At 67.5% G+C, this 15449-nt stretch carries 15 protein-coding genes; 2 read left to right on the top strand and 13 right to left on the bottom strand.

The window, feature by feature from the left end; all coding sequences use genetic code 11:
- Position 1 precedes the first annotated feature (1 nt).
- From FHR94_RS03440 to FHR94_RS03415, 6 genes are all read right to left on the bottom strand, one after another.
- Complete coding sequence (locus FHR94_RS03440) at positions 2 to 2167, bottom strand: ATP-binding protein (RefSeq protein ID WP_343064626.1); 2166 nt, start codon at positions 2165 to 2167, stop codon at positions 2 to 4.
- Between the two features lie 21 nt (positions 2168 to 2188).
- A complete protein-coding gene (locus FHR94_RS03435; RefSeq protein ID WP_183324229.1) occupies positions 2189 to 2704 on the bottom strand; it encodes a putative pterin-binding protein in 516 nt (171 codons plus the stop codon).
- 134 nt (positions 2705 to 2838) lie between these two features.
- On the bottom strand, positions 2839 to 3654 hold the full coding sequence (locus FHR94_RS03430; protein ID WP_183324228.1) for a DUF2189 domain-containing protein: 816 nt from the start codon (positions 3652 to 3654) through the stop codon (positions 2839 to 2841).
- A 258-nt stretch (positions 3655 to 3912) separates the two neighbouring features.
- Positions 3913 to 4341 carry a universal stress protein gene (locus tag FHR94_RS03425; RefSeq protein ID WP_183324227.1) on the bottom strand — a complete coding sequence of 143 codons (429 nt, stop codon included), beginning with the start codon at positions 4339 to 4341 and terminating at the stop codon, positions 3913 to 3915.
- Positions 4342 to 4354: 13 nt separating this feature from the next.
- Positions 4355 to 6949 carry a TRAP transporter permease gene (locus tag FHR94_RS03420; protein ID WP_183324463.1) on the bottom strand — a complete coding sequence of 865 codons (2595 nt, stop codon included), beginning with the start codon at positions 6947 to 6949 and terminating at the stop codon, positions 4355 to 4357.
- Between the two features lie 139 nt (positions 6950 to 7088).
- Positions 7089 to 8066, bottom strand: coding sequence for a TAXI family TRAP transporter solute-binding subunit (locus FHR94_RS03415; protein ID WP_183324226.1), 978 nt, complete (start codon positions 8064 to 8066; stop codon positions 7089 to 7091).
- Between the two features lie 385 nt (positions 8067 to 8451).
- Here FHR94_RS03415 and FHR94_RS03410 point away from each other — a divergent pair, with 385 nt between their 5' ends.
- The gene (locus FHR94_RS03410) at positions 8452 to 9312 is read left to right on the top strand and encodes a carbon-nitrogen hydrolase family protein (protein WP_183324225.1); all 861 of its coding nucleotides are present in this window, start codon (positions 8452 to 8454) and stop codon (positions 9310 to 9312) included.
- A 56-nt stretch (positions 9313 to 9368) separates the two neighbouring features.
- Entirely contained in the window at positions 9369 to 9914 is a 546-nt protein-coding gene (locus FHR94_RS03405; RefSeq protein ID WP_183324224.1) for a macro domain-containing protein, read from the top strand.
- Positions 9915 to 10040: 126 nt separating this feature from the next.
- Here FHR94_RS03405 and FHR94_RS03400 read toward each other — a convergent pair whose 3' ends face one another.
- From FHR94_RS03400 to FHR94_RS19950, 7 genes are all read right to left on the bottom strand, one after another.
- Positions 10041 to 11051: a DctP family TRAP transporter solute-binding subunit gene (locus tag FHR94_RS03400; protein ID WP_183324223.1), complete on the bottom strand. Its 1011-nt coding sequence runs from the start codon at positions 11049 to 11051 to the stop codon at positions 10041 to 10043.
- A 173-nt stretch (positions 11052 to 11224) separates the two neighbouring features.
- Positions 11225 to 11752 (bottom strand): DUF192 domain-containing protein, encoded by a 528-nt coding sequence (locus FHR94_RS03395; RefSeq protein ID WP_343064625.1) that lies wholly within the window; start codon positions 11750 to 11752, stop codon positions 11225 to 11227.
- The gene (locus tag FHR94_RS03390; RefSeq protein ID WP_221188366.1) at positions 11749 to 12912 is read right to left on the bottom strand and encodes an ATP-binding cassette domain-containing protein; all 1164 of its coding nucleotides are present in this window, start codon (positions 12910 to 12912) and stop codon (positions 11749 to 11751) included. Before FHR94_RS03390 ends, FHR94_RS03395 begins: the two co-directional genes overlap by 4 nt.
- Positions 12902 to 13573, bottom strand: coding sequence for a molybdate ABC transporter permease subunit (gene modB, locus FHR94_RS03385; RefSeq protein WP_183324222.1), 672 nt, complete (start codon positions 13571 to 13573; stop codon positions 12902 to 12904). The genes FHR94_RS03390 and modB overlap by 11 nt, the downstream gene beginning before the upstream one ends.
- Positions 13573 to 14373: a molybdate ABC transporter substrate-binding protein gene (modA, locus tag FHR94_RS03380; RefSeq protein ID WP_183324221.1), complete on the bottom strand. Its 801-nt coding sequence runs from the start codon at positions 14371 to 14373 to the stop codon at positions 13573 to 13575. Before modA ends, modB begins: the two co-directional genes overlap by 1 nt.
- A gap of 100 nt (positions 14374 to 14473) precedes the next feature.
- Entirely contained in the window at positions 14474 to 15217 is a 744-nt protein-coding gene (locus FHR94_RS03375; protein ID WP_183324220.1) for a GntR family transcriptional regulator, read from the bottom strand.
- A 97-nt stretch (positions 15218 to 15314) separates the two neighbouring features.
- On the bottom strand, positions 15315 to 15449 hold a 135-nt coding region (locus FHR94_RS19950), incomplete at its 5' end, for a pyruvate kinase alpha/beta domain-containing protein (protein ID WP_343064633.1).

Raw genomic sequence — 15449 nt, 5'->3', positions numbered from 1 at the left:
CTCACTCTGCCGGCAGAGCGGCGGCCAGGGCCGCCAGGGTCGTCGTGACCCGCTCTTTCAGGCTCGCCAGGACCATCTCGGCCTCCGCCAGCCGGTCCGCCATGGCCGTGTCTTCCAGGCGGGCCGCCAGCCCTGCCACTGCGACCGCGCCCAGGCTCGCCGACTCTCCCTTGAGCTGATGAGCCAGGCGTCCTGCCTCCCCGCCCTCGCGACGCACGAGCGCTTGGGTAAGCTGCTCGAGCCGCTCCTCCACCTGTTCGCCGAACAGCCGGATCAGCGCCGCCAGCCCCGCATCATCGAGAGTCGCATGAAGCCCCGCGAGAACTTCATCGTCCAGGACGTCGCCGGCGGTGCCTGGCGCGCCTGGCGGTTCAGGCGGGGCAGTCGCTGGAAGCAGGTGACGCTGCAGCACGTTCCCAAGGGTCGCCTGGAGCAGTGGCTTAGCCAGGTAACCGTTCATGCCGGCGGCCAGGCAGCGCGCCCGGTCCCCGTTGCCGCCCCCGGCGGTCATCGCCACCACGGGGACCTCGGCCAGCCAGCCCCCCCGGGCCCGCAGGGCGCGTGTGACCGCCAGGCCATCCTGGTCGGGCATCTGCACGTCCATGAAGATCAGATCGAAGCGCTCCCGAGCGACCTGCGACAGCGCCTCGCCACCCGAGGCGGCCACGCGGACCCGACAGCCCAGCCTTTCCAGCATGGCCACCGCCACCTGCTGGTTCACGGGGTTATCCTCCACCACCAGCAACCGGACCGCCTCCGGGTGACGCCAGGTCACCGGGGGGATCGCCTCCTCGGTATCGGCTGGCCCGGCGACCACCAGCGGCAACACGCACCAGAAGCGGCTTCCCGCCCCCGGTTCGCTGGCCAGGCCGATGCGACCGCCCAAGGCCTCCACCAGCTGCTTGCTGATGGCCAGTCCCAGCCCGGTGCCACCGAAGCGACGCGAGGTGGAGGGGTCGCCCTGCTGGAAAGGCTCGAACAGTGACGCCTGCTGGCTGGCCGGAATGCCACAGCCAGTATCGGTCACCTCGAAGCGCAGCTCGTTCGCCGGCGTCGCCCCTACGGTGAGCCGCACCTCGCCCTGCTCGGTGAACTTGACGGCATTGGACAGCAGATTCAGCAGCACCTGACGCAACCGGCCGGGATCGCTAACGACCCTGCTGGGCAAGGCCGGATCGAGACGCGACACCAGGCGAATCTCACGTACCCGCGCCTGCGGCGTGAACAGCGTGACCGCCCCTTCCACCAAGGGCGCCAGGCAGAATGCACGCGTCTCCAGGTCGAGACGGCCGGCTTCGATCTTCGAGAAGTCCAGGAGGTCGTTGATCAGTTCCAGCAGGCGTCGGGCACTGTCATGGATGGTATCGACATAGCGGCACGTGGGCCCGGGAAGCGGCTGGCCCACCAGCAGCTCGCTCATGCCGATCACCCCGTTGAGCGGGGTGCGGATCTCGTGGCTGACGGTGGCCAAAAACGCCGACTTGGCCTGGCTCGCCGACTGGGCGCGACGCGCCGTCATCTCGAGTTCGCCGCTCAGGGTTTCCAGTGCCCGCCTGGCGGTGGCGTGGTCACGCACCTCGCGGAACAGGAAAGTGACGACCAGCATCGCGGCCAGGCTCATGCCCAGGATCAGTGCCATCAAGAGCGCATAGAGCCCCTGCAGGTGCTCACGCTCGCGGGTCGCGGCCTCCGCCAGCCGCCCATTGATAGCGATGAGCAGGCGCTCCGTGACCGCACTCAGGGCGCTCAGGCGACTCACCAGCGTTATCTTGTCCCCCCCACTCAAGCCCTCGAGGTCGCTCAGCAGCTCGTCCAGTTCGGTGAGCTGCTGTCGAATGTTCTCGACCAGGGAGGCCGCCCCAGCGATCGTCGCGAGCAGTTCCCGGATGTCGCTCTGCTCGAGCAGGGTAAGGCGGCTGTACAGCAGCTCGAAGCGCAGCCTCAGGGCCTCGAGAGCATTTTCGGGAAGGTCCGGGCGCGCCAGGTAGATACGCATCTCGACGGCATCCCGGTCGAGCTTGTAGGCGTGCCAGGCGGCATCACCGCCGACACTCTCGGCCAGGCTGTCATGGCGCCAGGCCACCAGGCCCACCACCACGAGCGCGGCGGTCAACAGCAGCAGGGCGGCGACGGCACCCAGCTTGAGACGCAGGGGGTAGCGCAGCACGGCTCTCGGCTCCCGGGAGGGTCAGGGGACGTGGATGTGATTCACCTGCCAGACCGAGCGGAAACGGATGGCCTCGGTGTGCAGCTCGGGATGCTCACTGAAGGGATAGAGCACGAATAGCGGCCCGAAGTCACGAATCGCCATGGGCTCGCCGTTGCGGGTCATGGCCAGGATGACCCCATAACGCCGGAAGTCGGACACCGGGACTCTGGCCTCGAAGCCGTTCAGGGCCCGGATCCTCACCACGTCGCCACGAGCGCCCACGGCCTCGAGGAGGGCCTCGGCCAGAGGCCCCTCGAAGCGCCCTACCTCACGATGCCAGGGCGTGTTGGTCTCGATGCCACGCCCCGGAAGGGCCTCGAGCATGGCTCGGTCGAAGCGAGCCTGGTCCCCCACGTTGGTGCGCGTGATGTGACCGCTGACCGTAAGCAGGGTCGGACCAGTGGGCGCCGGGAGTGGCGCCGCTTCGGGCCTCATGGTGGGCAGGCAGGTCAACAACAGGATGAGTGTCAGGCGATGACAGACTCTGGTCAGCATGGGTAGCACTTCCGCATCAGGCACAACATCCGGAGAAGCCTACGCGATTCATGGCTCCAGGTCAGGCGTTGCCGGTACGAGAATGCCGAGGGGCGCCGATGGCGCCCCTCGTCGCTCCTGGCGGCAGGCTCGGCTCAGCCCCGCATCTCCTCGCGAGGCTCGATGCGAACCAAGTCCTCGTAGGCATGCCAGCTGGCATGGCCCAGTACCGGCAGGATCAGCGCCAGCCCGATGTAGAAGGTCATCACGCCGACCAGTACACAGCCGGTAAGGATCGCTGCCCACAGCAGCATGGGACGGAAATTCCTGGCCACCGAACGGACACTGGCCTCGATGCCTTCCATGAAGGTCAGGTCCTGGTCCATCAGGGTCGGAATCGCCACCACACTGATGGTGAAGGCACCGAAGGCGAGCAGGCCACCGATCCCGGTCCCCACCACGAGCATGCCCAGCCCCTGGGGCGTGGTCAGCAGTGCCGCATAGAGACTCTCGGGACTGGGCACCTCGAAGCCGAAGAACAGGGCAAACAGCAGCATCGCCATGTTGAACCAGGCCAGCAGGAGCAGTACCAGCATCACGCCGATCATCGCCAGTTGTCCGGCATGGCCCCTCCAGCCACCGAAGGCATCGCCCAAGGTAGGCGACCGGCCGGCCTCCAGCGCCCGACTGATGCCGTAGGACCCCACCGCCACCAGGGGGCCCATGAACATGAAGCCGGCGATCAGGGGCAGCAGCCAGTGCCACAGGCCCAGGGTGAAGGCCCCGGCCGTGATCGCGATACTCAGGCCGACCCAGAACAGCCCGTAGGCCAGGCTCACCGCCATGGCATGCCGGAAGTCCTCGAAACCGGCTGCCAACCAGGCCTTGGGCTTGTCCATTCCCACGGGTCGGATGGTGATCTTGACATTGGGCGTGGCCGACTTGTCACGTGATTTGATTGCCGCACTCATGGTTGGTGTCACCCCTGTTGCCACCGATGGAGTCCCGGCACCGCCGGGCCAGACTGAGGCCGCATCCACCAAGGATGCGCACTCTGTAATCCCTCTTCAATGTAGACGACCACCGTCGACCCCGCCGACACGCCAAGCGTTGGTGTACCAACGCAGTCATCCACCGGCGTCTCCCTCTCATCCCGGCAGCACGGCCAGACAAGCGAGCGCCCCCGCCATGGCGGGGGCGCACGTCCGTGAACAACGGTGGGCGAAGGCTCACCGCACGATCATCACCGAGATCTTGGTGTGATGCACCACGTGCTCGGCGTTGGGCCCCAGTACGTAATCCGCAAACTTGCGCTTGTTATGGGACGCCATGACGATCAGGTCAACCTCGAGCTTCTTGGCCGCCTTGATGATCGCCTCCCAGGGGGAGCCATCGACGATCACGCTCTGGACGGTGATGTCCTCGGGCACGTGGTCCTTGATGAAGGCATGCTGAGCATCCGACACCGCCTGGTGGGCCTTCTCGGCGAAGTCCGCGGGGAAGTAGGCTCCTACCAGCGGCATACGGTAGTCCGGCAGTACCGTCACCACATGCAACGAGGCGCCGAAGCTGCGACACAGCGCCAACGCCGTGGGCAATGCCTTATCCCAGGAAGCCTCCTCGTTGAGGTCCACCGGCAACAGGATCTTGCTGTACATGGTCGTGTCTCCTTCAGGCTCGAGCCGGGGCAGCGCTACGATCACGCCGCCGCCGTTGCAGCATCACCACCAGCCCGAATACCACAAAGGCCGGTATCCACATCCATTCCTTGGTCCAGCGATCCACCGGGGCCTGGACCTGGATGATCTCCTGGTCGAAGTCGAAGCCCATGTCCGCCGCCTGGCTGCCGAAGGCAACCATATCGACCACGGCACGCTCCTCCTCGATGATCAGCTCCAGCCCCAGGTTCTCCAGGCGTTCCTGCCCCGTCTCGCCCTCCGGCACCGGCAGGGTCATGTAGGTGGTCATGGGATCGCCATAGGCATCCAGGCCACTGACCTGCAGCCTCAGGGTGGTGTCCTCCTCGGCGTTGCCCAGGGCCTCGACGAACTGCGCCGGGGGCACCTCCCGGTAGGGGTCGTGGATCATGTCCATCCAGAACCCCGGCCGGAACAGGGTGAAGGCCACCAGCAGCAGCAGGATCGACTCGTACCAGCGGCTGCGTGCGATCATGAATCCCTGGGTGGCCGCAGCGAAGATCAGCATGGCGATGGTCGATACCACGAAGATCAGGATGCCCTGCAGGAAGGTCACATCGATCAGCAGCAGGTCGGTGTTGAAGATGAACAAAAACGGCAGCGCCGCGGTCCGCAGGCTGTAGTAGAAGGCCTGGAAGCCGGTACGGATCGGGTCCCCGCCGGAGACGGCCGCGGCGGCGAAGGAGGCCAGGCCCACCGGCGGTGTCACGTCGGCCATGATGCCGAAATAGAACACGAACAGGTGGACCGCGATCAGCGGCACCAGCAGGCCGCTCTGCTCGCCGAGTTGCACGATCACCGGAGCCAACAGCGCCGAGACCACGATGTAGTTGGCCGTGGTGGGCAGACCCATGCCGAGGATCAGACTGAGCACCGCGGTGAGCAGCAGGATCAGCATCAGGTTGCCCATGGAGAGGATCTCCACCACGTCGGCCAGCACCAGGCCCACCCCGGTCTGGGAGACGGCGCCGACGATGATGCCGGCGGTGGCCGTGGCGATGCCGATGCCGATCATATTGCGGGCACCGGTCACCAGTCCGTCCCACAGGTCCAGGATCCCCTCGTGAATATCCGCGGTCATGTTGCTGCGCCCCCGGAAGATCGAGGTGATGGGACGCTGCGTCAGCATGATGAAGACCATGAAGACCGTGGCCCAGAAGGCCGAGAGTCCCGGCGAGAGGCGCTCCACCATCAGACACCAGATCAGCACGATCACCGGCAGGATGTACTGCAGCCCGACCATCACCGTGGGGCGTGTCTGGGGCAGCGTATAGACCGGCTCATTGGGGTCGTCGAGCTCGAGCTCCGGATAGCCGGCCGCCAGCTTGAGCAGGCCCACGTAGATCGCCGCCAGCACCACGGCGACCACCCAGGGGGTGGCGTCCCCTAGCACCGGCTTGAGCCAACCCAGGCCGTAGTAGACCACCAGGGCGGTGATCATCATCAGCAGCAGACCGCCGAGGAAGCCGATCACCTTGCGCACCAGGGGCTTGGGAGGATTGCTGCTCTCCAGGCCTTGCATGTTGGCCTTGAGGGCTTCCAGGTGGACGATGTAGATCAAGGCAATATACGAGATCAGGGCCGGCAGGAAGGCGTGCTTGATCACTTCCACGTAGGAGATGCCCACGTACTCGACCATCAGGAAGGCGGCGGCCCCCATGACCGGCGGCATGATCTGGCCATTGACCGAGGAGGCCACCTCCACGGCACCGGCCTTCTCGGCGGGGAAGCCGACGCGCTTCATCATCGGCACGGTGAAGGTGCCGGTGGTCACCACGTTGGCGATCGAGGAGCCTGAGATTAGGCCGGTCATGCCGGAGGCCACCACGGCGGCCTTGGCCGGTCCGCCCTTGTAGTGGCCCAGCAGCGAGAAGGCGACCTTGATGAAGTAGTTGCCGGCCCCGGCCTTGTCGAGCAGGGCGCCGAACAGCACGAAAAGGAAGACGAAGCTGGTCGACACGCCGAGCGCGATGCCGAACACGCCCTGAGTGGTCAACCACTGGTGGTTGATCAGGCCATACAGGCTGACCCCGCCATGGGCCAGGATCCCCGGCATCCAGGGACCGGCCAGGCTGTAAATGAGGAACACCAGCGCCACGATCATCAGCGGTGGCCCCAGGGCGCGCCGCGTGGCCTCGAGCAGCAGCAGGATGCCGATGATGCCGACGATCACGTCCTGCAGGATGGGCGCGCCGGGACGCTGGGCCAGCTGCTCGTAGAATATGAACATGTAGGCGCCGCAGAAGGCCGCCGCCGCCGCCAGCACCCAGTCCTGGATCGGGATGCGGTCACGAGGGGAGCGTTGCAGGGCCGGATAGGCCATGTAGGCCAGGAAGAGGGCGAAGGCCAGGTGGATGGAGCGGGCCTCGGTGGCGTTGAAGACCCCGAAGCCCAGCATGAAGGGAATGGGGGAGGCGATCCACAGCTGGAACAGGGACCACGCCGCGGCAATGCTGACCAGCAGCTTGCCCGGTACCCCGGCCGGTTTCCTGGCCCCCGAGTCGGTGGAGGCGACCATATCCTCCAGGTCGACCTCGGTGCCGGAAGCCCTCTTGTTGTCCTCAGTCATAAGCATGCCCTGCTCTGAGTCGGTTGATTCTTGAATCCATGGAAAGCGCCGGTGCATCAGACGCAGAGTGCGCGGCCCCCGCTGTGGATGGCCGCGCACTCTCGCTGCTGGCTGATGAGCTGGGCTCAGGCGCCGCAGATCACTCGATCCAGCCCTGCTCGCGGTAGTAGCGCGCCGCCCCCTCGTGCAGGGGCGCGGAGATGCCGGAGGTCACCATCTCCTGGGGGTCGAGGTTCTCGAAGGCCGGGTGCAGGCGCTTGAAGCGGTCGAAGTTGTCGAAGATCGCCTTGACCGTCTGATAGACCACTTCCTCGTCGGTATCGGCATCGGTCACGAAGGTGGCGGCCACCCCGAAGGTGGGCACGTCGTCCGGGTTGCCCTTGTAGAGGCCACCGGGGATGACCGACTTGGAGTAGTAGGAATGCTCCTCGACGATCTCGTCGATCACCGGGCCGTCCAGCGGGACGAGGCGAGAATCGACGGTGGTGGTGGCTTCCTGCAGGGAGCCGTTGGGATGGCCGACCACATAGACCATGGCATCGATGTTGTTGTCGGCCAGCGCCGCGGCCTGCTCGGCGGCGTCCAGCTGGGAGGCCAGGGAGAAGGTATCCATGGTCCAGCCCTTGGCCTCCATGACCACTTCCATGGTGTTGCGCTGCCCGGAGCCCGGGTTGCCGATATTGACCCGCTTGCCCTCCAGGTCATCGAGACCTTCGATGCCGGAATCGGCGCGTGCCAGCATGGTCAGCGGCTCGCCGTGGACACGGAAGACGGCACGCAGCTCCTCGTAGGCATCCCCCTCGAAGTTGCCGGTACCGTTGTAGGCTTGGTACTGGACATCGGACTGCACCACGCCCATGTCGAGCTCACCGGACTTGATGCCGTTGATGTTGGCCACGGAGCCGCCGGTGGAGGGGGCATTGCACTTGATGTTGGCGTCGTCGAGGCGATTGACGAGACGACACACGGACTGGCCGACCACGTAGTACACGCCGGTCTGGCCACCGGTGCCGATGGTGATGAACTTCTGCTCCTGTGCCATGGCCGGCGATGCGAACATCGCGGCACCGAGCAACGCACCCGAGAAGGCGGCGGCGGAGAAAGCATGGCGTTTCATTGACACACCTCTTTGACGTTGTGGGCAAAGCTTCAGTTGGCAGTCCTGCGGTAGCGACCGCCGGCGGCTAAACCGCCTCTTCCTACTTTAGCGAAAAAAACGACTGCTTGATGAGGCTTTTTTCGAGGCTCCTGAAGTCTAGTGCCGGTCAACGTTTAGTGTGCGTTAATTTTGGGCCCTCCTCGGCGCCCATGCCCTGTACCGGCCGCCTGTCACGACCCCCTTCTCCCGCCGCCTGCAGCGTCTCCTTGAGCCAGCGTGGGACGAAACGCCTGCGACCCCCGCAGGCTGAAACGGCTATATGCAAAAAAGCGATACGGTGTACGCTGCCGGGAACCGGGTATCCGACCCGGTCCTCTCGCCATGCCCACCGGGAGCCCGAGCCATGAAGCTACTCGCCGGCCAGATCCGCATCCCCCGCACCCGCTGCCGCGGTGACCAGCTTGCCCACCTGCAGTCGCTAGGACGGCGCCTGCGCGAGGCCTGTCGGGAGGCGACACCAGACCTGGTCGTGTTGCCGGAGCTCGCGGCCCAGGAGTACGGCGATGCCGCTTTCGCCTGCCTGCGCGACCTGGACGACAACCTTGAGGGACCGGTGTTTGAGACCTTCGCCGGCCTGGCCCGGGAACTGGGCTGCCATGTCGCCTACGGGGCGGCGCGGCGGCACGAGCCCCGACGCAACGGCGCCCGACGCAACGGCGCCCGACACGTCATCAGCCAGGTGCTGGTCTCCCCGGAGGGCCGCGTGGCGGGTATCTATGACAAGCTGCACTGTGCCCAGTTCGGGGCTTCCGGCGAGGCGGCGTACTTCGCTCCCGGCGAGCACCTGCTCGTCGCCGACATCGCCGGCTGGCGAGTGGGCGTGATGATCTGCTACGACCTGCGCTTCCCCGAGCTGGCCCGGCGCCTCGCCGATGAAGGCGTCGAGCTGGTGCTGCACCCGGTCGCCTTTACCCCGGACTTCTCCTTCGCCAGTTGGCACGCCTTCGTCACCGCTCGTGCCATGGAGCGCCAGGTCTACTGGTTGAGCCTCAACCGGGCCGGCGATGCCTGGGGCCACTCGCTGCTCTGCCCGCCGCTGGTGGATGAGACCCATCTGCCGCAAACGTTCGGCAATGAGGAGGCCCTGCGCTGGTTCACGCTGGACCGAGGCGCCCTGACGGCGGCCCGGGAACGGCTGCCGCTGTCCCGGGATCGCCGCGATGACATTGATGCCCTGCCACTTTGGCGACCAGACTGGGAGTAGTGAACCGACAGGACATCGCAACGAGACGGAACATCGCAACGAGAGGAGGGTATGCCATGAACGCGACCATCGAGTGTCGCCAAGGCGACATCGCCCGCCAGGACGATATCGATACCGTGGTCAATGCCGCCAACGCGCAGCTGCGCAGCGGCGGGGGGGTGGCCGGCGCGCTGCATCGCGCCGCCGGGCCGGCGCTCGCCGAGGCAGGTCGCCCGCTGGCGCCTATCAAGCCCGGCCAGGCGGTACTGACCGACGCCTTCGACCTGCCCAACCGCCATGTCATCCACTGTCTGGGGCCGGTGTATGGCGTCGACGAGCCCTCCGATGAGTTGCTCGCCGCCTGCTACCGCAATGCCTTGCAGCTGGCCGAGCGCCATGGCATCGAGAGCCTGGCCTTTCCGGCGCTGTCTACCGGCGCTTTTGGTTACCCGGCCGCCGAGGCGGCCCGCGTCGCGCTGTCGACGGTGCTCGACACCCTGCCCGACTGCCCGGGTATCCGGCGGGTGCGCTTCGTGCTGTTCGACGCCACCAGCGCCGAGCTCTACCAGCGCACCCTGGCCGAGCTGCAGGGCGAGGAAGGGGCACAAGAAGGCAAGGAGTGAGGGACCACAGCGCGCCATGCCGCGAGCCGATCAGCGCCTGGGCGAAGTGCACCAGCCGAGCCACCACCCCGGCCTTCTCGAAGATCAGTCCGGGCCGATGGCGACCGCCGACGGGAGGAACAGGGGTCACTCGCCCTGCATGTCGGCCCGGGCCGCCTCGACGAGCGCCTCGCCGATGCGCGGCCCCCACTCGTCGTGGACCGGCTCGGTGGCCTCGACGAAGGCCTCGTGCTGCGCCTCGTCGAGTTCGGTGACGGTGACACCGCGCGCCTTGATCGCCGCCAGGCGTTCGGGCTCTTGCTCGCGGGTCATCGCGATCTCCCAGGCCCCGGCCTCCTCGGCGGCCTCCCTCAGCAGGGTGCGCTCTTCATCGGAGAGCGAGCCCCAGACCTGCGGGTTGACGGCGAAGATCAGCGGATCATTCATGTAGTTCCACAGGGTCAGGTGGTCCTGGCCCGCCTGGTCGATGCGCGCCACGTCGAACACCGACAGCGGGTTCTCCTGGCCGTCCACGGCCCCGGTGGTCAGCGCCGGCTTGGTATCGGCCCAGCTCATCTGGATGGGGTTGGCACCGAGCGCGGTGAAGGTGTCCTGGAACAGCGGCGAGCCCACCACGCGGATCTTGAGGCCCTCGAGGTCATCCGGCTCGTCGATGGGCCGCCGGGAGTTGGACAGCTGGCGGAAGCCGTTCTCGCCCCAGGCCAGCGGCATCACGCCGCGAGACTCGATGGCGTCGAAGACCATCGTGCCGGCCGCGCCGCCGGTGACCGCATCCACGGCCTCGACATCGGGCATGAAGAAGGGCAGCGAGAAGAGATTGAGCTCCGGCACCTGGGGCGACCAGTTGATGGTCGAGCCCACCGCCGCATCGATCAGTCCCGAGCGCATGGCAGAGAACTCGCGGGTCTGGTCGCCGTTGACCAGTTGGGCGTTGGGATAGACGCGCAGGGTCAGCTCACCGCCGGAACGTTCCTTTACCAGGTCGGCCCACTTCTCGGCGGCCTGCCCCCAGGGGAAGGCGTCGGAGAGCACGGTGGAAACGGAAAGTTCACGGGCCTGGGCGAAGAGCGAGACGGTCATGATGGCGGTAGTGACCAGCACCACGGCAGGACGAAGAAGAGAACGGGTCGTGGTCATGGCGTGTCCTTGCAGGATCGGCACGGGATCGGCCACGGGCGACTACATCCCGGATCGCTGGGGTCGGAATCGAGATAACGATGATGGCGAGGCCCAAGATGCCCTGTCATCGAAGGGTCATGCAAGCGACATCGACCGGCAGGCACGGGATGCGGCAGGGCCTCTGTGTCGGCTCAGCCGGCGCCGTCATCGACACACAGCCCGCCGTCGCCGGGCCAGCTGACGCAGTCACCGGGGACGATGCCATGCGCCGCGAACCAGCCGGCATTCACCTCCAGCGCCGCCCGATAGGGCGCCGCCGGCCGGGTGATCGGGCAATCGCTCGACGATTTCGCGGTGCAAGGCGTCATGCGATGGATCTCGAGGATGCGTCCGGTCGCGTCGATGAAGGCGATGTCCAGGGGAATCCGGGTGCGGTACATCCAGAAACCATGGCGCATGGGCCACGGCCCGTCATAGAGGAAGAGCATGCCGGCATCCGGGGCGAGGCGGTCACGGTCCATCAGGCCCCGGCTGCGTTCGGCGTTACGCCGCGCCACCTCCACGGTCAAGCGCTGCGGCCCTCGTTCGCCGTGGACGACCAGGGGCACGGTCTCGAGCCCTTCACTGGCTTGGGTGACCAGCACCGAGGGCCCCCACAGGGCGGTGGCGGGCAGCAGGGCCAGGCCCAGCAGCAGCTGGCGACGGGTGGGACGCATCATGAACTTCCTCTTGACAAAGGGCCGAGTCGGTCGGGCATCAGGTGGATGCCAGCGGCCAGCAGCGAGACCCGGACGGCCTCGCCCCGACCCAGGCCGTTGCGACGGGCGGCGTGGGTGGCGATCTCGAAGCGCAGGGTATCGTCGGTGTGGGCCACGCCCAGGGTGACGGAGGTGATGCCGCCGAGCACGGCCATCTCGCGCACCACGCCCGCCACCGGATTCTCGCGTTCGCCGCGGGAGGGGCGGCCGCGACGATGCAGCACCACGTCGGAGTGCGGCAGGTACCAGGCGACCTCGGTCCCCACCGGCAGGTGGGCGAGGCCATGGGCCACTTCCAGCCGATAGTGGCCCCAGCGCAGGCGCCGCAGGCCATCGCGCTCCTCCACGACGCCGCGAAAGACGTTATGGCGGTCGAGCAGCCGCGCCACCTCGGGACTGGCCGGATGACGGAACAGGGTCTCGGCCGGCGCCTGCTGCAGGCTGCGCCCGGCATGCAGCACGCAGAGGCGATCCGCCAAGGCGGCGGCCTCGTCCAGGTCGTGGGTGACGAGAAGCACCGGGACATGGATCTCCTCGCGCAGCAGGGCCAGCTCGCGCTGTAGGCGGCGCCGGGTAACCTGATCCACCGCCGAGAAGGGCTCATCGAGCAACAGCACCCGGGGGCTTCGGGCCAGGGCCCGGGCCAGGGCGACCCGCTGGCGCTGGCCGCCCGAGAGCTCCGCCGGCAGGCGGCGAGCCAGACCCTCCAGGCGCACCCGAGCCAGCCAGGCCTCAGCGGTGGTGCGCCGTTCGGTCGCCGGCAGATGGTCCAGGGCCACCATCACGTTGGCCCGGGCATCGAGGTGAGGGAAGAGCGCATAATCCTGGAACACCAGGCCGACACGACGCTGCTGGGGACGCAGTGCACGCCCCGTGGCGGCCTCGAACCAGGTTTCCTCGGCACAGCGGATCACTCCCTGGGCCGGGCGATAGAGCCCGGCGATAGCGCGCAGCAGCGTGGTCTTGCCGCTGCCCGAGGGGCCCACCAGGGCCAGCAGCTCGCCGGGGTCGCAGTGGAAATCGGCTGCCAGGGGGATGGGCCCCGCCTGGCGAACCGCTACGCTCAGCCGGCCGGATGGAATCGTGGCGTCGGTCGTGGGGGAGAGCGGCTCATCCGACACGTGGTCGCCTCCCGCGTCCGCCGAGCCCGTAGACCACGCCGATGGTCGCGAACGAGACCAGCAGCAGCATCGCCGACATGAGGGCCGCCCCCTGCTCGTCGAAGGCTTGTACCCGGTCATAGATGGCGATGGCCAGCGTCCGGGTCTCGCCATCGATGGCACCGCCCACCATCAGGATCACACCGAACTCCCCCAGGGTATGGGCGAAGGTCAGCGCCAGCGCCGAGACGACCCCCGGCCAGACCAGCGGCAGCTCGATGCGCCGGAAGGTCTGCCAGGGCGTCAGGCCGCAGCACCAGGCCGCTTCGCGCAGGTTGCTCGGCACCGCCTCGAAGGCCCGCTGGACCGGCTGAACGGCGAAGGGCAGGTTGGCCACCAACGAGGCCAGCAGGATGCCGCTGAAGGAGAAGTTCAGCGAGCCGCCGGTGAGCGACTGCCAGGTGCCACCCAAGAGGGCGTCGGTGCCAAACGACTGCATCAGGTAGAAACCGAGGACTGTGGGCGGCATCACCAGCGGCAGCGCCACCAGCGCTTCACACAGCGGCCGGCCACGGAAGCGTGACAGGGCCAGGGTACGCCCCAGCCAAAGGCCGGGCGGCAGCAACAGCAGGCAGGTCAGACTCGCCAGCTGCAGCGAGACGCTCAGCGCCGTCCAGTCCATCAGCGTGCGGCCGCTGCGCCGGGCGCCTGGAAGCCGAAGCGGGCCAGTATCGCCCGGGCCTCCTCGCCCTGCAGCCAGGCATGGAAGGCTCGGGCAGTGTCACCGGCCTGGGGCAGCAGGACCATGCGCTGACGCAGTGGCGCATGCCAGTCGGCAGGAATCCGCACGTACTCGGCTTGTTCGACCAGCGTCGGCGCCAAGGCCAAGGAATAGGCCACCAGCCCCCCCCGGGCCTCGTCCGTCAGGGCGAAGCGGGCCGCCTGAGAGACATTCTCGCCCATCACCCGCAGCGGCGCCGAAGCTTCCCAGAGGCCGGCATGCTCGAGGGCCTGGCGTGCCGCCACGCCGTAGGGCGCGTGCTCGGGATTGGCCAGCGCCACTCGCGGGCGCCCCTCCCCCGCCTGGTACGTCGCGATCGCCTGCTCGACGGCGGCGAGGGGGGCCGTGGCAGGGGGCAGCGTGCCCTGCCCGGCCGGCTGCAACCAGACCAGGTGGCCGATGGCATAGACCACCCCCGCGTCCTGGGTAACGCCCGCCTCATATAGCGCCAGTACGCTTGCTTCGTCCGCCGAGAGAAACAGCTCGAAGGGGGCCTGCTGGGCGATCTGGCGACGGAAGGTTCCCGAAGCCCCGTAGTTGACGCGTACCCTCTCACCGGTCGTAGCGTGGAACCGCTCGATCAGCTCCGGGAAGGCGAACTGCAGTGACGAGGCGACGGCCACCGTGGGCACATCGGCGACGGCCAGGGGGGGAGTCAGCGCCAGCCAGACGACGGCGACCCAGCGAAGGAGTGATGCCATGCGGTAATCCCGAACCCGAAAACCAAGGTGCCGGCATTGTCGGCCAGCCACCGCGGCGGGACAAGCCGAGAGAGGCGTTTGCCCACCGTCGCGGGCCCCTTCAGCCCGGGGTCTGCCCCGCCGCATCGGACGAGCCCAGGATGGCCATCAGGTCGATGGGGGTTTCCCGGGAACGGAGGTCCAGCAGAGCTTCCAGGCCATGGAGGTGGTCATGGATGCAGCGGCGTGCCGCCTCCGGCTCACCGCCCTCGAGCGCCGCCAACAGGGCCGTGTGATCCCCCTCCAGGTAGCAGGACGCCAGCCCTCGCCGCTTGTAGAGGGCGATGACGATGGAGGTCCGCAGCACCAGGTCGGTGAGCATCGCACCGAGCACCCGGTTGGGTGAGTGTTCGGCCAGCAGGTGATGAATGGCCAGGGAGTGCTCGATGCGCGCCGGCTCGTCACTCCGGGCATGGGCCCGGGCTTCCCCCTCGACCTCTGCCCCGAGAGCGGTCAGGGCATCGGCCGCGAGCTGTCCGGCCAGCAAGCTAGCCACCTCCCCCTCTACCAGGCGACGGGCATGGAAGGTCTCGCGGGTTTCCGCGATGCTCGGGGCCCGGACCCTCGCCACCTGGTTGGGTCGCTGGTCGACCACGTGCTCGGAGGCCAGCCTCGTCAGCGCCTTGCGCACCACCGAGCGGCTGACCCCGAAGACGTCCCCGAGGGTCACCTCGGGTAGCTTGGTGCCCGGTGGCAGGCGCTGCATCAGCACTGCCCGACGCACCTTGTCGACGATGTCACGGTCGCCAATGCGCCCCCCCGTTCGGGTCCCGGCCAGTACCACCTCCTGCCAGGCGTTGCTCATGGTGATCCCTCCGCTTGATTCTGTCGCAAGCTTCGCATGTCCGCTCCCGTTTGCCTACAGGCGAGCGGAATTATTGTATACAAAGATTGGCAAGGAATCAGGCGCCGCGGTGTCGCTCGTCCACGTCGAGGATCTTAAGGGTGTTGGTGCCGCCGTGGGCGTTCATGTGGTCGCCGCGGGTGAGGATCACGTGATCGCCCGGCTCGGCGATGCCCTTCTCCACCAGCAGCGC

This window comes from Halomonas cerina (assembly GCF_014192215.1).
Lineage (GTDB): Bacteria > Pseudomonadota > Gammaproteobacteria > Pseudomonadales > Halomonadaceae > Halomonas > Halomonas cerina.
Note: the sequence above shows the minus strand (reverse complement) of the source record. Positions and strands in the feature narration are given on the sequence as shown.

What these genes read in the sequence shown, in the direction of transcription:
- FHR94_RS03375 (WP_183324220.1), bottom strand. Translation starts at nt 15,217, where the DNA reads ATGAGCAACGCCTGGCAGGAGGTGGTACTGGCCGGGACCCGAACGGGG.
- FHR94_RS03425 (WP_183324227.1), bottom strand. Translation starts at nt 4,341, where the DNA reads ATGTACAGCAAGATCCTGTTGCCGGTGGACCTCAACGAGGAGGCTTCC.
- FHR94_RS03400 (WP_183324223.1), bottom strand. Translation starts at nt 11,051, where the DNA reads ATGACCACGACCCGTTCTCTTCTTCGTCCTGCCGTGGTGCTGGTCACT.
- FHR94_RS03415 (WP_183324226.1), bottom strand. Translation starts at nt 8,066, where the DNA reads ATGAAACGCCATGCTTTCTCCGCCGCCGCCTTCTCGGGTGCGTTGCTC.
- FHR94_RS03405 (WP_183324224.1), top strand. Translation starts at nt 9,369, where the DNA reads ATGAACGCGACCATCGAGTGTCGCCAAGGCGACATCGCCCGCCAGGAC.
- modB (WP_183324222.1), bottom strand. Translation starts at nt 13,573, where the DNA reads ATGGACTGGACGGCGCTGAGCGTCTCGCTGCAGCTGGCGAGTCTGACC.
- FHR94_RS03430 (WP_183324228.1), bottom strand. Translation starts at nt 3,654, where the DNA reads ATGAGTGCGGCAATCAAATCACGTGACAAGTCGGCCACGCCCAATGTC.
- FHR94_RS03420 (WP_183324463.1), bottom strand. Translation starts at nt 6,949, where the DNA reads ATGACTGAGGACAACAAGAGGGCTTCCGGCACCGAGGTCGACCTGGAG.
- FHR94_RS03410 (WP_183324225.1), top strand. Translation starts at nt 8,452, where the DNA reads ATGAAGCTACTCGCCGGCCAGATCCGCATCCCCCGCACCCGCTGCCGC.
- FHR94_RS03435 (WP_183324229.1), bottom strand. Translation starts at nt 2,704, where the DNA reads ATGCTGACCAGAGTCTGTCATCGCCTGACACTCATCCTGTTGTTGACC.
- FHR94_RS03395 (WP_343064625.1), bottom strand. Translation starts at nt 11,752, where the DNA reads ATGATGCGTCCCACCCGTCGCCAGCTGCTGCTGGGCCTGGCCCTGCTG.
- modA (WP_183324221.1), bottom strand. Translation starts at nt 14,373, where the DNA reads ATGGCATCACTCCTTCGCTGGGTCGCCGTCGTCTGGCTGGCGCTGACT.